21 protein-coding genes and 1 pseudogene are annotated in these 16,549 nt (G+C 62.5%); 14 read left to right on the forward strand and 8 right to left on the reverse strand.

All coding sequences use genetic code 11. The features are described from left to right. Window positions 1–8: 8 nt before the first annotated feature. From A0J57_RS16960 to A0J57_RS16975, 5 genes are all read left to right on the forward strand, one after another. Window positions 9–311, forward strand: coding sequence for a sigma-70 family RNA polymerase sigma factor (locus A0J57_RS16960; protein ID WP_076605770.1), 303 nt, complete (start codon window positions 9–11; stop codon window positions 309–311). A 332-nt stretch (window positions 312–643) separates the two neighbouring features. Further along, on the forward strand, window positions 644–2,545 hold the full coding sequence (dnaK, locus tag A0J57_RS16965) for a molecular chaperone DnaK (RefSeq protein ID WP_076605767.1): 1,902 nt from the start codon (window positions 644–646) through the stop codon (window positions 2,543–2,545). A gap of 170 nt (window positions 2,546–2,715) precedes the next feature. After that, complete coding sequence (locus A0J57_RS16970) at window positions 2,716–3,369, forward strand: BON domain-containing protein (RefSeq protein ID WP_061937514.1); 654 nt, start codon at window positions 2,716–2,718, stop codon at window positions 3,367–3,369. 42 nt (window positions 3,370–3,411) lie between these two features. Then, entirely contained in the window at window positions 3,412–3,540 is a 129-nt protein-coding gene (locus A0J57_RS27210; protein ID WP_268873891.1) for a hypothetical protein, read from the forward strand. A gap of 38 nt (window positions 3,541–3,578) precedes the next feature. Then, window positions 3,579–4,142, forward strand: coding sequence for a hypothetical protein (locus tag A0J57_RS16975; RefSeq protein ID WP_153017840.1), 564 nt, complete (start codon window positions 3,579–3,581; stop codon window positions 4,140–4,142). Between the two features lie 15 nt (window positions 4,143–4,157). Here A0J57_RS16975 and A0J57_RS16980 read toward each other — a convergent pair whose 3' ends face one another. Further along, window positions 4,158–4,607 (reverse strand): hypothetical protein, encoded by a 450-nt coding sequence (locus A0J57_RS16980; protein WP_193394944.1) that lies wholly within the window; start codon window positions 4,605–4,607, stop codon window positions 4,158–4,160. A gap of 816 nt (window positions 4,608–5,423) precedes the next feature. On the opposite strand from A0J57_RS16980, the gene A0J57_RS16985 reads away from it, so the two are divergent. Together A0J57_RS16985 and A0J57_RS16990 are read left to right on the forward strand one after the other, a co-directional pair. Further along, window positions 5,424–5,729, forward strand: coding sequence for a putative quinol monooxygenase (locus tag A0J57_RS16985; RefSeq protein WP_061937520.1), 306 nt, complete (start codon window positions 5,424–5,426; stop codon window positions 5,727–5,729). A 223-nt stretch (window positions 5,730–5,952) separates the two neighbouring features. Further along, on the forward strand, window positions 5,953–6,834 hold the full coding sequence (locus tag A0J57_RS16990; RefSeq protein WP_061937524.1) for a hypothetical protein: 882 nt from the start codon (window positions 5,953–5,955) through the stop codon (window positions 6,832–6,834). Between the two features lie 78 nt (window positions 6,835–6,912). Here the strand turns inward: A0J57_RS16990 and A0J57_RS16995 are convergent, their stop codons facing one another. Beyond that, window positions 6,913–7,470, reverse strand: a complete 558-nt coding sequence (locus A0J57_RS16995; protein ID WP_158298522.1) for an Hsp20/alpha crystallin family protein — start codon at window positions 7,468–7,470, stop codon at window positions 6,913–6,915. Here A0J57_RS16995 and A0J57_RS26400 point away from each other — a divergent pair. Continuing rightward, entirely contained in the window at window positions 7,469–7,636 is a 168-nt protein-coding gene (locus A0J57_RS26400; protein ID WP_158298523.1) for a hypothetical protein, read from the forward strand. The two genes, A0J57_RS16995 and A0J57_RS26400, sit on opposite strands and share 2 nt — an antisense overlap. Window positions 7,637–7,709: 73 nt before the next feature. After that, on the forward strand, window positions 7,710–8,114 hold the full coding sequence (locus tag A0J57_RS17000) for a PRC-barrel domain-containing protein (RefSeq protein ID WP_061937531.1): 405 nt from the start codon (window positions 7,710–7,712) through the stop codon (window positions 8,112–8,114). 32 nt (window positions 8,115–8,146) lie between these two features. On the opposite strand, the gene A0J57_RS17005 is transcribed toward A0J57_RS17000, so the two are convergent. From A0J57_RS17005 to A0J57_RS17020, 4 genes are read right to left on the reverse strand one after another with little or no spacing between them, the layout of a single operon-like run. Further along, a complete protein-coding gene (locus tag A0J57_RS17005) occupies window positions 8,147–8,326 on the reverse strand; it encodes a hypothetical protein (RefSeq protein WP_061937534.1) in 180 nt (59 codons plus the stop codon). Then, window positions 8,323–8,919 carry a DsbA family protein gene (locus A0J57_RS17010; protein WP_201030946.1) on the reverse strand — a complete coding sequence of 199 codons (597 nt, stop codon included), beginning with the start codon at window positions 8,917–8,919 and terminating at the stop codon, window positions 8,323–8,325. The genes A0J57_RS17005 and A0J57_RS17010 overlap by 4 nt, the downstream gene beginning before the upstream one ends. Beyond that, window positions 8,876–9,361, reverse strand: coding sequence for a redoxin domain-containing protein (locus tag A0J57_RS17015; RefSeq protein ID WP_061937540.1), 486 nt, complete (start codon window positions 9,359–9,361; stop codon window positions 8,876–8,878). The genes A0J57_RS17010 and A0J57_RS17015 overlap by 44 nt, the downstream gene beginning before the upstream one ends. Next, entirely contained in the window at window positions 9,354–9,998 is a 645-nt protein-coding gene (locus tag A0J57_RS17020; RefSeq protein ID WP_061937543.1) for an HdeD family acid-resistance protein, read from the reverse strand. Before A0J57_RS17020 ends, A0J57_RS17015 begins: the two co-directional genes overlap by 8 nt. Before the next feature lie 292 nt (window positions 9,999–10,290). Between A0J57_RS17020 and A0J57_RS17025 the strand changes: the two genes are divergently transcribed. Next, window positions 10,291–11,646 (forward strand): LuxR C-terminal-related transcriptional regulator, encoded by a 1,356-nt coding sequence (locus A0J57_RS17025; protein ID WP_061937546.1) that lies wholly within the window; start codon window positions 10,291–10,293, stop codon window positions 11,644–11,646. A 9-nt stretch (window positions 11,647–11,655) separates the two neighbouring features. Here A0J57_RS17025 and A0J57_RS17030 read toward each other — a convergent pair whose 3' ends face one another. Beyond that, window positions 11,656–12,342: a helix-turn-helix domain-containing protein gene (locus tag A0J57_RS17030; RefSeq protein WP_061937550.1), complete on the reverse strand. Its 687-nt coding sequence runs from the start codon at window positions 12,340–12,342 to the stop codon at window positions 11,656–11,658. 198 nt (window positions 12,343–12,540) lie between these two features. Here A0J57_RS17030 and A0J57_RS17035 point away from each other — a divergent pair, with 198 nt between their 5' ends. The 4 genes and pseudogenes from A0J57_RS17035 to A0J57_RS17050 all read left to right on the forward strand — a co-directional run bounded on the left by A0J57_RS17035 (window position 12,541) and on the right by A0J57_RS17050 (window position 15,218). Beyond that, a complete protein-coding gene (locus A0J57_RS17035) occupies window positions 12,541–12,906 on the forward strand; it encodes a DUF5335 domain-containing protein (RefSeq protein WP_061937553.1) in 366 nt (121 codons plus the stop codon). Between the two features lie 337 nt (window positions 12,907–13,243). After that, window positions 13,244–13,420 (forward strand): annotated as a pseudogene (locus tag A0J57_RS25410) (transposase); the annotation flags it as partial. A gap of 311 nt (window positions 13,421–13,731) precedes the next feature. After that, window positions 13,732–14,025 carry an antibiotic biosynthesis monooxygenase gene (locus A0J57_RS17045; RefSeq protein ID WP_061937563.1) on the forward strand — a complete coding sequence of 98 codons (294 nt, stop codon included), beginning with the start codon at window positions 13,732–13,734 and terminating at the stop codon, window positions 14,023–14,025. Between the two features lie 29 nt (window positions 14,026–14,054). Further along, window positions 14,055–15,218: a M20 aminoacylase family protein gene (locus A0J57_RS17050; RefSeq protein WP_061937643.1), complete on the forward strand. Its 1,164-nt coding sequence runs from the start codon at window positions 14,055–14,057 to the stop codon at window positions 15,216–15,218. 4 nt (window positions 15,219–15,222) lie between these two features. On the opposite strand, the gene A0J57_RS17055 is transcribed toward A0J57_RS17050, so the two are convergent. Next, the gene (locus A0J57_RS17055; protein WP_061937566.1) at window positions 15,223–16,542 is read right to left on the reverse strand and encodes an LLM class flavin-dependent oxidoreductase; all 1,320 of its coding nucleotides are present in this window, start codon (window positions 16,540–16,542) and stop codon (window positions 15,223–15,225) included. Window positions 16,543–16,549: the final 7 nt, after the last annotated feature.

Genomic DNA, 16,549 nt, shown 5'->3' on the forward strand with positions numbered 1-16,549 from the left:
TTGCGCGGATGCGTGATCGGGTCGCGGACGAGATCTGCGTCGCGCGCATCGAGCATTACCTGGGAGGGAACGCGCAAGCGGACGTCGAGCGTCATATTGGCGAGCGGGGAGAGGGGGATGTGGGGATCGAAAAGGCGGTCGCACAGATGGAGCCACTCACACGTGCCATTCTGATCCTGGTGGTGGGACGCAAGATGAGTGTGTCAGAGGTGGCCCGGCGTTTCCGTATGAGTGAAGACCGTGTATGTCGCCACTTCAGGCTTGCCACCGAGATGGTGCATCGGCACCGTCGAGGTGGAAGGAGCGTCTGAAAAGTCGGTGGCTTGGTCAATCTTTATCTCAGGCCTTCACTTGTTCGGCTTCAAGAGACGATCTGCCTTACGACAAGGGCTGGGACATTTTGCCCGGTCAGCTCTGGAGCAACGCAAGGTGGATGACGGACCTTTAGTGCGCGAGCCGCCATGTCCGCTTTGCGTCCCTGTCCCAGTCATTGAAGCTTTGCCGTCGATCGCCTGAAAGCCGACGTCCACTGAGGCCGAGGGAGCCGACAGTCTTTGATTTCGGAGCAACCTTCTCCGGCCGGTCTTGACGACCGTCAAGGCGACGCACCCTGCCGGCTGCAACCATCGATCAGGTTGACGGAATGCGGAAGGAAGCAAATATGGCCCGCAATGTGATCGGAATCGACCTTGGCACCACCAACAGCTGCGTGGCGGTGCTCGAAAGCGGCAAGGCCAAGGTCATCGAAAATGCCGAAGGTGGTCGCACGACCCCCTCGGTGGTCGCCTTTACCGCAGATGGAGAAATCCTCGTCGGGCAGCCCGCGAAGCGCCAGGCCGTGACCAATCCGGAAAATACGGTCTACGCGATCAAGCGGCTGATCGGCCGGCGCTATGACGATCCGGTCGTCGCCAAGGATAAGGAGCTCGTTCCTTACAAGATCGTCAAGGGCAAGAATGGCGACGCCTGGGTGGAGGCGCGCGGAAAGGCCTATTCGCCGGCGCAGATCTCCGCGTTCGTGCTCACCAAGATGAAGGAGACGGCTGAAGCCTATCTGGGCGAAAGCGTGAGCGAGGCGGTCATCACCGTACCCGCCTATTTCAACGACGGCCAACGACAGGCGACCAAGGACGCGGGCCGTATCGCCGGACTGGACGTGCTGCGCATCATCAACGAACCGACTGCCGCGGCGCTTGCCTACGGGCTGGAAAAGAAGGAGGAGGGCCAGGTCACCGTGTTCGACCTTGGCGGCGGCACGTTCGACGTCTCCATCCTCGAGATCGGCGACGACGTCTTCGAAGTGAAGTCAACGAACGGCGACACGTTCCTGGGTGGCGAGGATTTCGACAAGCGGATCGTCGACTGGCTGGCGGACGAGTTCAAAAAGAGCGACGGCATCGATCTGCGCAAGGACCGCCTGGCGCTCCAGCGCCTGCGCGAGGCCGCCGAAAAGGCGAAGGTCGAGCTGTCCTCGACGATGGAAACCAGCATCAATCTGCCCTTCATCACCGCCGATCAGAACGGGCCGAAGCATCTGGATATCCGGCTGCGCCGCGCCCAGCTCGAAAATCTGGTCGATGATCTGGTCAAACGAACCGAGCCGCCCTGCCGTGCAGCGCTCGACGATGCGGGGCTCAAGCCCGAGGACATCGAGGAAGTGGTGCTGGTCGGCGGCATGACCCGCATGCCCAGGGTCCAGGACAATGTGAAGGCGATCTTCGGCCGCGAACCGAGCAAGGGCGTCAACCCGGACGAGGTCGTCGCCTTGGGCGCGGCGATCCAGGCCGGCGTGCTTCAGGGCGATGTCGGCGATGTCCTGCTTCTCGACGTGACGCCGCTCTCGCTCGGCATCGAGACGCTGGGCGGAGTCATGACCCGGATGATCGATCGCAACACGACGATCCCGGCCAAGCGGAGCGAGACCTACAGCACCGCCGAGGACAATCAGCAGGCAGTGACGATCCGGGTCTTTCAGGGCGAGCGCGAAATGGCGGCGGACAACAAGCTGCTCGGCCAATTCGACCTCGTCGGCATTCCGCCCGCCCCGCGCGGCGAGCCGCAGATCGAGGTGACATTCGATATCGACGCCAACGGCATCGTCAACGTCAGCGCCAGGGATAAGGGCACTGGCAAGGAGCAGCAGATCCGCATCCAGGCGTCGGGCGGTCTCAGCCAGGCCGATATCGACCGCATGGTCAAGGAAGCCGAGGCGCACGCGCAGGAGGATCGCAAGCGGCGCGCGCTCATCGAAGCCCGCAACCGCGCCGATTCGGTGATCGCTGCCGCCGAGCGCGCACTTGCCGAAGGAAAGGGCGCCGGTCCCGCCCGCGCCGCGGTCGAAAAGGCGATCGCCGAGGCAAGATCGGCGCTCGGCGGCGAATCGGTTGCCGAGATCGAGGGCAAGGCCGCAACCCTCGCCCAACTGGCCACGGCTCTGGACCAGCCGTCCGGCGATGGCGGCAGCGGAGGCGAGGCCCACGCCGACGATGGCGTCGTCGATGCCGAGTTCGAAGAGGTCGATGGCGCCCCGAAGGGCGGTCGCTGAGCCGACCCCTCCCGTCCTTCCTTCTGTGTCGCCGCCCCGAAGACCGATTGGGCTCCGCAAAGCTGCGGAGCCCATTTTTTCTCACAAGAGGCAGCGCGGCCTGATGATCGTCAACGCGGCACGATCGTCCCGCCACCTAGACTGCGGGCTCCATCAACGGGAGACTTGCCATGAAGACCGACAGTGACATCAAGCGGGACGTCGAAGCCGAACTCCGCTGGGACCCGGACATAGACGCAACCGATATAAGCGTGGCCGTCAAGGACGGCGTCGTGACCCTGACCGGCTTCGTGCGCAGCTACAGCCAGAAATATGAGGCCGAGCGCGGCGTCAAGAAGATCGCGGGCGTCCGCGGAGTCGCCAACGACATCGAGGTCAAGCTTCCGAGCCTGAACGAACGGGCCGATCCCGACATCGCCCGCGACGCCGTCGCCGCGATCAGGCGCGAACTGCCCTATTCGGGCGAGCATATCCAGGCGGTCGTCAGGAACGGCTGGCTGTCGCTGGAGGGCGAGGTCGAATGGAAATTCCAGAGCGAGCGCGCTGAAGAGGCCGTGCGCCGGATCAAAGGCCTCAAAGGCGTCACCAATCTGATCACGCTCAAGCCGCGTGCTACCCCTAGCGAGGTCAAACAGCGGATTGAGGAGGCCCTCAAGCGGTCCGCTGAAGTCGATGCGCAGAAGATCAGTGTGGAAACCGTCGGCGGTGAGGTGACGCTGCGTGGGACCGTGCGCTCCTGGGCGGAGCGGCAGGAAGCCGAGCGTGCCGCCTGGCGGGCACCAGGCGTGGTGCGGGTCGAAAACAAGATTGTCGTTACGGCATAGCAGCCGAAGTCGGCAACATCGTCCATTGGAAAGGAGGCCATCATGATGACCCTCTATGAGCGGCTGCTCGATCCCGATACGGGGACGGCGCGGATCGCCAGCCTGTGGTGGGCGATGGCGCTGCGCGGTGCCGGCGCGATCATATTCGTGCGCATCCTCGGCACGCAATGATCCTCTCGGCGGAATGGGTGAACGCGGCGGGCACGGCAATGGCCGGCCTCGCCGCATTCATCGCGGGATGGGCTGCGATCCGGGGGGTCGATGCCTGGCGCGCCGAGACCGTAGGGCGGCGTAAGGCGGAGCTTGCGGAAGAAGCGCTCGCCCAATTCTACCATGCCCGCGACGTGCTCATTTGGGCGCGGGTTCCTGATCGACCGCGCGATCTCGCGCCACAGAGCGACGATCGCGACCGGCGCCATCATGCTCATGCCTCACCGATCGAACGCCTCACCCAGGAGAGTGCGCTTTTCTCGGAGCTCCAGGCCAGCCGCTATCGATTCATGGCTTATTTCGGAGAGGATTCCGCTCGTCCTTTCGAACAAATGCGCGCGATCCATGGTGAAGTGATGTCTTCCGCCCAGTCGCTGATCCGCGATCCTGATGAACTCGCCCCCGATGCCGAACGGGATCGCTGGGAGGATGCGATCGGCTGGGTAGAGGAAAAGGACGACATGCTCGCACACCGCCTGGCGGATACCATATCGGAAGTGGAGCATGTCTGCCGTCCCCTGATTGCCGACCATAAGCGCCGTATCGGTGCGGCAAATGCATAGCGGTCCCGCAGCGGCTCACGCGTCCGGCGCAGGCAAACCCCTCGGGTCGTCAAAGCCATCCCTACCGTTCAGCGTCAACATCCGATCGGTCACGGCTTGAGCAGCAAGACATTTGTACAGCAATAGGAAGCCCTGCATAATCGCCAGATAGTCCTTGTACCGAGACGAAAAGCTGTGTGCCATCTGCAACAGACACGGATTCTCGCTGCGTAGCGTTTCGGTCGCAAGCAATATGAACCGCTCCTCACCGACTTCGCCGATCAGCGCGCTTACAATGTCGCGCGTATCGGGCGTGATCCGCGGCACCGCGCCGCTTCGATCGCGGGCGTCGAGCTCCAATATGCGATAGAATATTGCAAACCCGGTCATGATGCGTTCGGGATCGCTAAAGCCCGCCGCACAGCGAAGGGCCATCTCAAGATAATGAGGATTGTGCGCGCTCAGATCGTCGAGGATCTCAGTCATGCAGGCTTCGGGTCCGACATCGTCAAAATCGCGAGCGACGCGTTCCCAATATAATTCTTCAACCAAGGGTAACACAGACTATCAATTTCCATTCGGTGAGAGAGCTGAAGGGAAGATAGGTTGCCGTCCGCTTTTGGCTAGAGGCATGGTGAGGCAGATAGCCGTATCCAGCATCTGCAGCGGACAGATATCGAAAGAGCGGCGGTCGTCGGCGAACGACGGCAGTACATGACATGATTCATGCCTGCTACCCAGGAAACGGCAGGATTGACAGCAGGCAGGCAAAAACGTGTCCGCTCGGTCATGTACGCCTCTTGGGCATCATCCAAGTCTCGCAGCGTGCAAGTTTTCGCGGCTAACTCTGCCGCAATCTTATGTCTGACCGCAGACAGTCTCCTAAAATGACGACTGTCAAGGCGGCATTCGGCAGGGACCGGCTATGTAGGCCGGACTGAACGCATCAGGACGCATCCATGAAAGCGAGACGCGAGGGAAAGGAGCGTCATTGTCGATCGGAAAGACGCGGAAAGGGATAGGAGCTGGCCGTAAACTCATAGAAGGCGCGTTCGAGGTTTGAGGCAAAAAGGCCCGGCACAAGGAGAGAGGGCGCAGGAATATGTCGATATTTCGATCCCTCTCGACGCTGGGATAGGCCTTTTTGGTCAAATCCGCAGGACGCCAAATGGCTTCCATCTCGAACCGAAATGCGCTTGCCAAGGTGTCCAACCTTAGCGGCGCGAATTTCGGCCCGATATGTTCGCCATTTTGGCGCCTCGAACGCGTCATCTATGAGTTTACGGCCTAGGGAGACAGGCGATGGTCAAATTCGGGCTTTGGGTGGAATTGGTCGCGCGGGCAGGCCGCGAGCGCGACGTCGCGGCCTTTCTGGCCGACGCACTGCCGGTAGTTCAGCAAGAAACAGGGACGGTCTGCTGGTTCGGGGTCCGCCTCGATCAAGCCACCTTCGCGATATTCGACGCGTTCGAAAGCGAAGAGGCGCGTGACATCCATCTCGCCGGCGCCGTCGCCGAGGCGCTGGCCGATCGCGCGGGCGACCTTCTTGCCTCCCCGCCCGAGATCCGTAGGCTGGATGTGCTCGCCGCCAAGCTCTCCGCCAGGTAACGCGCGCCCGAGGCTCAGGCGTGTGGCCGCAGCTCGTCGGGATACGCATGAATTGTCTGGACAGGTTACGCGCCTTCGCCCACGGTCGTCACCATCCATTTGGTCGAGCGCGATCTGACATCGCGTGTCGCAAAGACTTGCCGCGGCTGGCGGATTAGCTCGTACAGAGTGCGCCGGGGGGCACGGTCGTTCGGACAACTGAATCGGCAAAGGAGAGGCAATCATGGCCGAACCAATCCGCATCCTCCTGCAGACTACCATAGCGACGATCGAGGACGACTGGCATATCGGCCGATTCTCGATGCTTCGCGAAACGCTCGCCGGCCTCAGGGACTCGAACGGGGCGCCGATGACCTTGGTCACCGCCCGCGACCGAGACGCCGCAACCGGACCCGATGCCGTGCTCTCGACCATCGACAGGTCGGACTATGATCAGCTCTGGCTGTTCGCCGTCGATACCGGAACGGGTCTCGACGCCGAGGATTGCGCCGCCATTTCGCGCTTCCGCAAGAATGGCGGCGGACTCTTGGTGACCCGCGACCATATGGACCTTGGCTCATCGGTCTGCACCCTGGGTGGCGTTGGCGCCGCCCATTATTTTCATTCGACGAACCGGGAACCCGATCCAGACCGTCATTGCATTGACGACCGCGAGACACCCGCGATTTTATGGCCCAATTATCATTCGGGCGCGAATGGCGATTTCCAGGAGATCGAGATCGTCGGCGAACTGCATCCCATCCTCGCGGATCCGGAAGATGAGGGTGGCGTGCTACGCTATTTACCTGCTCATCCTCATGAAGGCGCCGTTGGCGCCCCGCCCGACGATCCGAGCGCACGGGTGATCGCCGCCGGCAAGAGCGCGATTACCAGCCGCCAATTCAATATCGCCGTGGCTTTCGAGCCGTCCGAGGCCGGAGGACCCGCCATCGCCCAGTCTACCTTCCACCATTTCGCGGATTATAACTGGGACCCGGCCGCCGGCGCCCCGAGTTTTGTCAGTGAGCCGCCGGGCGATGCGCTACCCCGGACGCCCGAGGCGCGCCGATCGACGCAGCTCTATGTGCGCAACGTCGCGCTCTGGCTGGCCGGGCGGAGCAACTGAAGGCAGATCGCGACGCGTGACAAGATGCGGAGCCCGGCACTCGCGGTTGCCGGGCCTCGCAATCGCCCACGGAGCCTCTCAGACGGTTGTGTCGGCCGTCTCGCGCTCTGCTCCTGCGCGGCTATCCTGATCCTGGCGCGATCCTTGCTCAGTGGATGATGAGCCAGAACTTGCGTTTGCGCGTTCGCTTGCGTCCTGGCTCGATCCGTTTCCGGCTTGGGTGGAGTCGCGCCTGACCTCGATCCGGCGCTGCCTGTTGCGCTGGTCGCTGTTCTTCGGAACGGTGATCGTCAGGACGCCGTCCCTGAATTGCGCGCCGAGGTCGCCGGGATTCGGCACGAACGGTAGTTGGACCGCGCGGCGGAAGCGTCCGAACGCGCGCTCGACGAGGCGCATCCTACCTTCATCGACTTCTTCCTCCAGCCGTTTCTCGCCCGCAATAACGAGTATGTCGTCGTCGAGCGTAACTTCCAGATCGCTTTCCGAAACCCCGGGCAGCTCGACCGTTACCCTGATTTCGTTGCCTTTATCCTCGATGTTCATCCGCGGCTGGGCGAGAAGGTCCCCGACCGTCCCGCTGCGCGTCCCGGCGACGTCGGAAAACAGGCTGTCTATCAGGCGGAAGGGGTCCATCATGGACGGTACTACCGGTGTACGCCGCGTGCGGGACGTGGGTGCGAGCGAGCGCGAAGCCATCTTCAATCTCCTTCGATCCATCCGCCGATTCGCCGGCGGCTGTCATCAGCACTGCCCAATGCAAAGCGACGACGCATTGACGGCGATCAGCATTTCCGACCCCTGAAAACTGACGCCTATCATGGTCTGCGAAACGCTCCGATGGGATGACATTGGCTCCTGACGAGAGGAGAAAGCACATGTCTTCGATTGAGAATTGCGCAGGCCGCAGGCTATTCTTGCTTGCGGCGGCCGTTGCGATGCCTGCCGGCGCCATGGCCCTCGGCACGCCCGCTGCGGCGCAAAAGCCGGTGGTGCTGACCGTGGTCGACGTAAAAGTGGTAGCGCTCGGCTTCCGCGTCAGCGAGCTGATCGGAAAGCCCATCAACAATCCGCAAGGGCAGGAAATCGGCCGCGTCGACGACTTCGTCATCCAGCGCGACAAAGTGCTGATGACCATCATCAACGTCGGTGGATTTCTCGGCATCGGCGGACGGCTGATCGCGATTCCCTATTCGTCTCTGCAGATGACCCCGAAGGGGATGGTGCTGCCGGGCGCGAGCAGGCAGGCCGTCGGCAAGCTTCCTTCATTTCGATATCGTTGAGCACGGCGGAAGGGCCGGCGCGGCCGGCCCTTTCACTCGGTTTCATTCGATCCCGCGCGCCTGTCCTGTTCATCCTGGCCAGCGAGATACTCGTCTGCCTTGTCCGTGTTGGAGGCACCTGTCGTCCACGCCGGCGGGTCGCTTGCGGGGAAAGATTCGATGCCCGCCTCCTCCACCGGGTCGACCTTCTTTTCCTCCTTCTCGCGAGTCATGCGAGGGGAATTCTGACGTGGTTGGACGCACCATCCCTTCGCGCCGCATCGATCGCCGCCGAGAGCGACACCGCATCATAGGCGCCGTCATGCCGCTTGCCATTGACGAAGAAACAAGGCGTGCCATTCACGCCGCTTCGAATGCCGCTGGCGAAATCAAACTCGATCTTGGAAGAACAAGCGCCTTGATCAAGGGCGTCCTGAAGGTCGGCCACATCGAGCCCCAGCCCGCTTACAATCGCAGCCAGAGTGCTGCCCGACAATTGAGATCCGTTCGCATAGATCGCCGAATGCGCCTCCCAGAAAAGCCCATGCGCTCCGGCGAATTCCGCCGTCTCAGCCGCTGGCTTGGCCATGGGGTGTGCGGTCGAGATCGGGAAATGCCGATAAGCATAGCGAAGCTCGTCCCCGAAATGCCGCAGGATCAACTCGACCTGCGGCCATGCGGCCTGGCAATGCGGGCATTGATAGTCGCCATATTCGACGAGTGTGACGGGAGCGTCGTCGGGCCCGACTATGTGGTCGCGCTCATTGATCGGGAATCGCAGTTCAGACATCGGCTTTCTCCGGTTTCGGCATTCGCTCGAGCGCATCCAGAATTCCGTCGGCGCCGGGATTGACCGCGATCGGCGAAAGATGGCTCCAGACGATCTGCCCGGTCTCGTCGAGAATGAACAAGGCGCGCTCGGCCACCCCCTCGCTCTCGCGATAGGCGCCATAAGATCGGGCGATCTCGCCCTTGGGATGGAAGTCCGCTATCAGGGGAAAATGGAGCTGGTTGGCCTTGGCGTAAGCCTGGTGGCACCAGGTGCCGTCGACCGAGATGCCCAGCAAATCCGCGCCGTGCCTGCGAAACTCCGGAAGGGCCAGGTTGTAGAGGCTCATCTGATCGCCGCAGACCGGACTCCAGTCGGCCGGGTAGAAGGCGAGGATCAGGCGACGTCCCTTGAAATCGCTGAGCGACACCTTCTGATCCGGCGTGACCGGGGCGCTGAAGTCAGGCGCTTTCGCGCCGGATTGCAGGATCTCACCCATGGCTTGGCTCCTGCGGGCGGGCTTCCGAAAATGGGGCGGCCCGCGATGCGTCAGGCGGTCCCCCCGCGTTGCGAGCGCGCAGGCGGTACGCAAGTGCGAGCAGCGCAAAGCCCGCAAAGAACGCCTGGAAGCCGACGAGATAAGAAAGGGCGAGCATCCCGAGATTGACGTCCCACACCGCCCAGAAGCCGAAGAACAGGGCTATGAGACCCGAGATCAGCAGCCACCAGCGGCCGTGATCGTTGCCGAGATGCAAGGCTGCAATGATGGACGTGGCACCGGAAATGAGCGCCCAGACCGCGAACAGGATTCCAAAGGCGACCGCAGTTACGACCGGATAGAATAGGGCGACTGCCGCAGCGGCGATCGAAATGACGCCGTTGAGCGCAAGCCAGCCCCAGCGTTCGTGCCGCCGCGCACCACGGATCGCAAGGACGACGGCGAAAACCCCGTCGACGAGCGAGTATGCGGCAAAGATCATTATCAGAACGAGGAGCGTTACGGCCGGTGCGAAAATCGCGATGGAGCCGACGAGGATCGCGCAAACGCCGCGCAGCGCGGCCGCCCACCAGTTGCTTGCCAAAAGTGCATGCTTCGCGCGCGAATGTACGCCTTCGCGGCCAAATATCGTCGCCATCTCATGTCTCCGGATTTCTCGCTCTCGCCTCCCATGTCCTTGGCCGGTGGGCCTTGACGACCGTCAATTTCCTGGGAGTCTGAGAGAAAATCGCGACGTCCCCCGGGAACAGGGGCGCCGCCGTCGGGCGCCTGAGTTCCGCTTCAGGCCCGCCTTCAGTTCGCATGGCTCTCTCCACTTGCTCATTTGCGGGATAAGGCGCATTACCCCTGCGAATACAAAGATGCGTTGATGGCCGTCAGGAATTGCGCCATGGTGGCGAAGGCGGATCGCGCCGTGAGCTCGGAACGAAATGCAAAACGAGCCTGTACTCGATCCCGCTCTTCTAACGCGGCAGCGGCTCTCTTCACGACCGCAAAGGCCGGCCGATTCCGCGCGCGAGAACGCGGCGCTCATCGCCCTGGCCGACGAGATGGCGCAACGGCCTGACAATGTGCTGAATCTGTTATGCGAGCTAATCCTCCAGATTTGCACCGCGGATTCTGCGGGGGTCAGCCTCTTGCGCGAGGAGACGGATGAGTTCGTCTGGCCGGCGGTCGCTGGCGAGTGGGCGCCGTTCGTCAATGGCAGCATGCCACGCTCCGCGAGCCCGTGCGGCAAAGTCATCGAGTGCAACGAAGTGCTGATCTTCCGAGACGCGATCACGCAGTTCCCGGCAACGGGGCAGGCGACGCCTGACATCGAGGAGATACTCCTCGCCCCGTTTCATCATGATGACGCGCCGATCGGCACGGTGTGGGCGATCAGCCATGATCCGTCGCGTGAGTTCGATGCCGAGGATGGGCGGGTTCTCACCAGCCTCGCGCGGTTCGCCGCTGCTGCTTATCAGACGATCAATGCGCACCACTCGGCCCGGCAAAGCCGGGAGAGCCTCAAATCAGCCGTCGAGCTCGCAGGCCTTGGGCTTTACTCGATCGAGATCGAGGGCGGGGAAAGTCGCCTGACCTGGGACGACAGAGTCCGAAGGATGTGGGGATTGTCCGACGGCACGAAAGTAACTTTTCAGATCTGGCTTGACGGCATTCACTCCGACGATCGCGATCGGGTCGAGGCGGCTGTCGAGCGCGCCTACGACCCCGCAGGCGATGGCTCGTACGATGTCGAGTATCGCGTTGTGGGGGCGGACGGGGTCGAACGGTGGGTCGCCACGCACGGCGCTACCCGGTTCAAGGACGGAAAACCTGTATCGTTCCTTGGTGTCGCACTCGACATCACCGAGCGAAAAATGGTCGAGCAAGGTCTTGGGCTCGTCATCGAGATACGCAACAGCGAGCTTCAGGAAGTGAGCTCGACCCTTGAGGCAGAGGCGAAAGCGCGTACGCGGGTCAGCGACCGCCTCAAGCTTCTCCAATCGGATCTCTCTCGCGGGTTATTTGCCGCGCTCGAAAGTCGGCAAAAGGAATCTTCTCCGGGATCCTACAGCAGGGTTATGGAGGCGGCGCGGAAAATTGCCGAACTGTCCCCGCGCGAGCGCGAGGTGCTTGATGGGCTTGTCGCGGGCGAACCGCACAAGAAAATTGCGCATGGACTCGGCATCAGCGCGCGGACCGTCGAACTTCACCAGACCCGCATGCTCCATCGCCTCGGAACCCCGAATGTGGCTCACGCCATTCGCCTCGCCGTGCTCGCCGAACTTGCGGTCGAGTGAACGCTCGACTCATAACAATTCACTCTCGGAAAGCATGGATGGATCACGGATCTCGATGTCCCGCGGCGTAGTCAGCGTGATGGAACCGTGGCGGCGAAGCACCGTCATCGTGCGGCTCACCGTCTCGACGGCGATGCCCAGATGATCGGCGATATCGTAACGCGTAATCGGTAGTGTGATCGCCCTGCTCGGAGCCGGTTTCACGCGGCGGGCCATTTCCGCGAGGTAAGCACCTACCTTCTCTCTTGCAGTGACCCGCCCCTGGACAAGCAAATGATGCTCAAGCCGCCGAATTGCGTCGGCGGCGCCATTCTGCATGAGCATGGAAACAGCCGCGAAGCGAACTCCCAGCTGCTCGATCTGATCGCGTGTGAAGCAAGCGATTCGCGTGTCGTTCGACGCGGCTTCGAGGAAGAAAGCTGGATCGGCCGGCCCAAATCCGAGGAAGTCTCCAGCAACGGCCAGATCGATGATCTGTCTTTGGCCACTGGGCCGAATCGCAAATTTGCGGACGGCGCCGGCAAGCACGCATGCCACCGTGCCGCACGCTATTATCGGGTCGCACGACTGGTTCTGGCGCCAGCGTGTCTCGCGCGCGGCCGCCATCATGGCTGTGCCGGCGTCCACCTCGGCATCCGGCATTCCGGGATTTAAAAGAGTTCTGAACAGCTCGGCGCATTGGGGGGTCTCTTGCATGACGCTCCTCCACTTTCCCCCCGCACTCTCGCCTTCGCACGCATCACGAGGCGAGCGCCATACGTGGGTTGCACTCTAGGGAATCTCCCTAACTGGCCGGTTTAGCCTTGGCGGCAGCCGGTCCACTCCCGTTGACGGGTGTCAATGCGCGTCGCCTTCCGGACGGGCACATCCGCGTAATCATTTGGAGTAAGACTGATGGCCGCGGAACAGATAGACCGGGCGACGTGGAGCGCGTTCCTCGACACTCTCACCAAGACTCTCATCGGCAAGCAGGCCGAAATCGAAGTCGCTGCGCTCGACCTGGGCGACCAGATCGAAGCAGAATGGACCCCGCTGATCGGGATCACCTACGATGAGAAGGGTGACTTGATCGAGATCGCGCTTGACGCACTCGATCATCTGATCCGGTCACCCCGCTCAATCTTCGTTGATCATAATGCCGGGGGCATTGTCGCCATCGCGATCAACGACGGCGATGGACGCCAGCACATCGTCAAGCTCAAGGATCCGTTGGGTCTTCCCGCGCCGGAGACCACTGCATCGCAGGCGGGCGGCCGATGATCTCGGTTCTCCGCAAGGCTGGACCCGCGTCGGACGTGAGCTTCCTGCCTCGTTGGTCCAGGGTATCTTGTGAGGCATCATATCGAGAGTGAGGCCCTGCGTTCCCCTTCAATTTCGTGTGGGTGCTTGCCATGAAGACGGAACGGCTGATGGCGTTCACCGATGGCGTGCTGGCAATCGCCATCACGATAATGGTGCTTGAACGGCTCGCGCGGACCGTGCAGGCCGTCATCGGCGACAATGTCGACCTCGCCTATGTCGATCAGGGCTATACCGCTGCGCGGGTGGCCGATGCCGCAGCCGCCCACCGCATTACGCCGGGATGCCCGAGGCAAAGCGGTGCTTCGTTCTCCTGCCTCGCCGCTGGGTTGTCGAACGTTCCTTCGCATGGGCAACCCGCTTCCGTCGCCTTTTCAATGACTATGAGCGTTACGCCCAGACACTCGCCGGACTCCACGTCCTTCCTTTCGCTTGCATCATGATGAAGCAAGCCGCCGCCGCCGCTGGTCAATAACAGCCTCGAGCGACCAATCTCCTGCATCATGCCATTCCCCTTCACTTACATCTTGTCGAGATACCATCGCCAGCGGCGCTTCCCTTAACGGTTACCGGCATCTGGAAGGCACTGCGCCCATTGGGTTTCGGCCTAGAATGACAGCGGACCTGTGGGCCTCCCTCTTTATACACTATCTAATTTCCTAATATAAAAGGTCCGCTATAGTCCTGCCCGGGCATGCTAAACTGAATACAAATCTGAGTTCAATAATTGCGTGGGCAGCTGTCCTGAGGTATCGGCAAGGTTGAAACGCCTGATGGAGTGTCGGCATGGTGCAGGAGTCGGTTGAGATCATTGTCGATGCGTCGCGCGCGGCCGAGTTCGAAGGCGCGATGGCGCGGGCCAAATTGCTCTTTGTCGACGCGCCCGGCTGCATGGATTTTGCGCTAGTCAAGTCGGTCGAGAATGCGGGCACCTACCGCCTCCTCATCAAATGGGAGACCATCGCGCACCATATGGACGACTTCCGCAATTCCGACGCTTTTCCCGAATGGCGGGCGCTCGTCACACCCTTTCTGGCGGCGGCGCTGTCGATGCAGCATTTTCAAGCGGTTGCAATCTGACGGGACCACGCTTTCCGGGGATGCCGGCCATGCACATCATCGAGCAAATTGCCGAGAAGCAGCCCGATCTGACCGGCTGGCGCCGCACGCTGCACGCCGAGCCCGAGATCGCTTTCCAGGAGCATAGGACGTCCGATTTCGTTGCCGCCAAGCTGACGGAATTCGGGATCGACGTGCATCGGGGTCTTGGCGGGACGGGTGTCGTGGGCACCTTGCGCCGCGGGGCAGGCGGCGTAGTGGGGCTGCGGGCCGACATGGACGCCTTGCGGGTAACCGAAGCCAATGATTTCGGTCATGCGTCCCGGGTTCAGGGACAAATGCACGCCTGCGGTCATGACGGGCATGTGACGATGCTATTGGGGGCTGCGCGTCATCTGGCGGAACATGGCCGCTTCCGGGGAACGGTGCATTTCATCTTCCAGCCTGCCGAGGAAGGCGAGGCGGGCGGCCGGCGGATGATCGAGGAGGGCCTGTTCGATCTCTTTCCCGTGGACCGGGTGTTCGGCATGCACAATTGGCCGGGCATGCCGGCCGGCCATTTCGGCGTCCGTCCCGGGCCGATGATGGCCTCATCCGACAGTTGGGAAATGATCGTCGAGGGTGCGGGTGGCCATGCCGCCATGCCCGACACCTGTACCGATCCCGTCATCGTGTCGGCCCAGATCGTGCTGGCCTTGCAGACGATCGTGAGCCGCAATCTCCACCCCGTCGATTCCGGTGTCGTGAGCGTGACGCAGGTCCATGCCGGCGATGCGCTGAACGTCATTCCGGGCGATGTCGTGCTGCGCGGCACGGCGCGATCCTTCCTGCCGGCAACCCGCGACCTGATCGAGCGTCGCATGGGCGAGATTGCGCGCGGCGTGGCGCAGGCGGGCAATTGCCGGGTGCAGTTCCGCTATGATCGCCGCTATCCGCCGACCGTCAACGACGCGTCACAGGCCCGCTTCGCCGCCGATGTCGCTGCCGCCCTGGTCGGCGAGGAGCGGGTTGACCGCAATCCCGTGCCGACCATGGGCGCCGAGGATTTCGCCTTCATGCTGGAGGCGAAGCCCGGCGCCTATCTGTTCATCGGCAATGGCCCGTCTGATGGCGGCCGCGTGCTGCACAGCCCGCATTATGACTTCAATGATGCGATCCTGCCGGTCGGTGCCAGCTATTGGGTGCGGCTGGTGGAGACGGCGCTGCCCGCCTGACGCGCTATAGCGGCGCGCCCAGATGGTCGCGGAAGGTCTCGCCCTCATAGTCCGTGCGGAACAGGCCGCGCCGTTGCAATTCGGGCACTACCAGATCGACGAAATCGTCGATCGCCACGGGCAGGTGGGAGGGCACGATATTGAAGCCGTCCGCTGCCTCCGCCTCCATCCAGTACTGCATATGGTCGGCGATGGTCTCGGGGGTGCCGACGACGATGCCGTGGCCACGCCCGAGCGCCACCGATTCCCAGAGCTGGCGAATAGTGAAGCCCTTGTCCTGCGACATCTGTTGCAGCGCCTTGGCGATGCTGGGTGCAGTGGTCTGGTCGGCGAGCAGTTCCTTGACCGGCACAGGGCCATCCACCGGGTAGCCGGACAGGTCGCCGACCATCGCCTCGATCAGAGAGAGACCAAGCTTCGGATCGATCAACGCCTGGAGCGCGCCATGCTTGTCTTCCGCCTCCGCCTGTGTGCGGCCGACGATGGGGAGCAGGCCGGGCATCAGCTTGACGGCTTCGGGCGACCGGCCATGGCTGACGGTGCGGTCCTTGACCGACCTGTAGAAGGCTTGCGCACCCTCGATCGTCTGCTGCGCGCTGAAGACGATGTCGGCGGTGGCGGCGGCGAGATCCTGTCCGGCGTCGGACGCGCCCGCCTGCGAGATGACCGGGCGGCGCTGCGGCAAAGGCGGCAGGTTCAGGGGACCGCGCACCGCATAATAGTCGCCCTTGTGGTCGAGCCGGTGCAGCTTGCCGGGATCGAAGAAGCGTTCGGCTGAGCGATCGTTGGTGAAGGGTTTTTCATCCCAGCTGTTCCACAGGCCGAAGACGACTTCGACGAACTCCCGCGCGCGGGCGTAGCGGTCCTCCACGCCGAAATGGGCGTCGCGGCTGAAATTCTGCGCTTCGGCCGCCGCGATCGAGGTGACGACGTTCCACCCCGCGCGGCCGCCGCAGATGAGGTCGAGCGAGCCGAACAGCCGTGCGACATGATAGGGTTCATGATAGCTGGTGGAGGCGGTAGCGACGAGGCCGATGCGCTGCGTTACCATTGCGAGCGCGGAGAGGATCGTCACCGGCTCGAAGCGGAAGGGCGTGCCCGACAGGCTGAGCTGGTTGAAATCATTGCCCGATTTGCGCACGCCCAGCGCGTCCGCCAGGAAGATCATGTCGAACTTGCCGCGCTCGGCCGTCTGCGCCACGCGGACATAATGGGCGACCGACCGCTCCGCATCCAGCGGCACGTCCGGATGCCGCCAAGCCGCCGCATGATAGCCGCCGCCGCGCAGCGACAGGCCAAGCTTGAGTTGTTTTGCAGCCTTCATGATCTTC

It is taken from the genome of Sphingobium sp. 22B (assembly GCF_001580035.1).
In the GTDB taxonomy this organism is placed as follows: domain Bacteria; phylum Pseudomonadota; class Alphaproteobacteria; order Sphingomonadales; family Sphingomonadaceae; genus Sphingobium; species Sphingobium fuliginis.

Excerpts from the sequence above, each read along its gene's own strand:
- A0J57_RS16960 (WP_076605770.1), top strand. The coding sequence starts at position 9 with ATGCGTGATCGGGTCGCGGACGAGATCTGCGTCGCGCGCATCGAGCAT.
- dnaK (WP_076605767.1), top strand. The coding sequence starts at position 644 with ATGCGGAAGGAAGCAAATATGGCCCGCAATGTGATCGGAATCGACCTT.
- A0J57_RS16970 (WP_061937514.1), top strand. The coding sequence starts at position 2,716 with ATGAAGACCGACAGTGACATCAAGCGGGACGTCGAAGCCGAACTCCGC.
- A0J57_RS27210 (WP_268873891.1), top strand. The coding sequence starts at position 3,412 with ATGATGACCCTCTATGAGCGGCTGCTCGATCCCGATACGGGGACGGCG.
- A0J57_RS16975 (WP_153017840.1), top strand. The coding sequence starts at position 3,579 with ATGGCCGGCCTCGCCGCATTCATCGCGGGATGGGCTGCGATCCGGGGG.
- A0J57_RS16980 (WP_193394944.1), bottom strand. The coding sequence starts at position 4,607 with ATGACTGAGATCCTCGACGATCTGAGCGCGCACAATCCTCATTATCTT.
- A0J57_RS16985 (WP_061937520.1), top strand. The coding sequence starts at position 5,424 with ATGGTCAAATTCGGGCTTTGGGTGGAATTGGTCGCGCGGGCAGGCCGC.
- A0J57_RS16990 (WP_061937524.1), top strand. The coding sequence starts at position 5,953 with ATGGCCGAACCAATCCGCATCCTCCTGCAGACTACCATAGCGACGATC.
- A0J57_RS26400 (WP_158298523.1), top strand. The coding sequence starts at position 7,469 with ATGGACGGTACTACCGGTGTACGCCGCGTGCGGGACGTGGGTGCGAGC.
- A0J57_RS16995 (WP_158298522.1), bottom strand. The coding sequence starts at position 7,470 with ATGATGGACCCCTTCCGCCTGATAGACAGCCTGTTTTCCGACGTCGCC.
- A0J57_RS17000 (WP_061937531.1), top strand. The coding sequence starts at position 7,710 with ATGTCTTCGATTGAGAATTGCGCAGGCCGCAGGCTATTCTTGCTTGCG.
- A0J57_RS17005 (WP_061937534.1), bottom strand. The coding sequence starts at position 8,326 with ATGACTCGCGAGAAGGAGGAAAAGAAGGTCGACCCGGTGGAGGAGGCG.
- A0J57_RS17010 (WP_201030946.1), bottom strand. The coding sequence starts at position 8,919 with ATGCGCTCGAGCGAATGCCGAAACCGGAGAAAGCCGATGTCTGAACTG.
- A0J57_RS17015 (WP_061937540.1), bottom strand. The coding sequence starts at position 9,361 with ATGGGTGAGATCCTGCAATCCGGCGCGAAAGCGCCTGACTTCAGCGCC.
- A0J57_RS17020 (WP_061937543.1), bottom strand. The coding sequence starts at position 9,998 with ATGGCGACGATATTTGGCCGCGAAGGCGTACATTCGCGCGCGAAGCAT.
- A0J57_RS17025 (WP_061937546.1), top strand. The coding sequence starts at position 10,291 with ATGCAAAACGAGCCTGTACTCGATCCCGCTCTTCTAACGCGGCAGCGG.
- A0J57_RS17030 (WP_061937550.1), bottom strand. The coding sequence starts at position 12,342 with ATGCAAGAGACCCCCCAATGCGCCGAGCTGTTCAGAACTCTTTTAAAT.
- A0J57_RS17035 (WP_061937553.1), top strand. The coding sequence starts at position 12,541 with ATGGCCGCGGAACAGATAGACCGGGCGACGTGGAGCGCGTTCCTCGAC.
- A0J57_RS17045 (WP_061937563.1), top strand. The coding sequence starts at position 13,732 with ATGGTGCAGGAGTCGGTTGAGATCATTGTCGATGCGTCGCGCGCGGCC.
- A0J57_RS17050 (WP_061937643.1), top strand. The coding sequence starts at position 14,055 with ATGCACATCATCGAGCAAATTGCCGAGAAGCAGCCCGATCTGACCGGC.
- A0J57_RS17055 (WP_061937566.1), bottom strand. The coding sequence starts at position 16,542 with ATGAAGGCTGCAAAACAACTCAAGCTTGGCCTGTCGCTGCGCGGCGGC.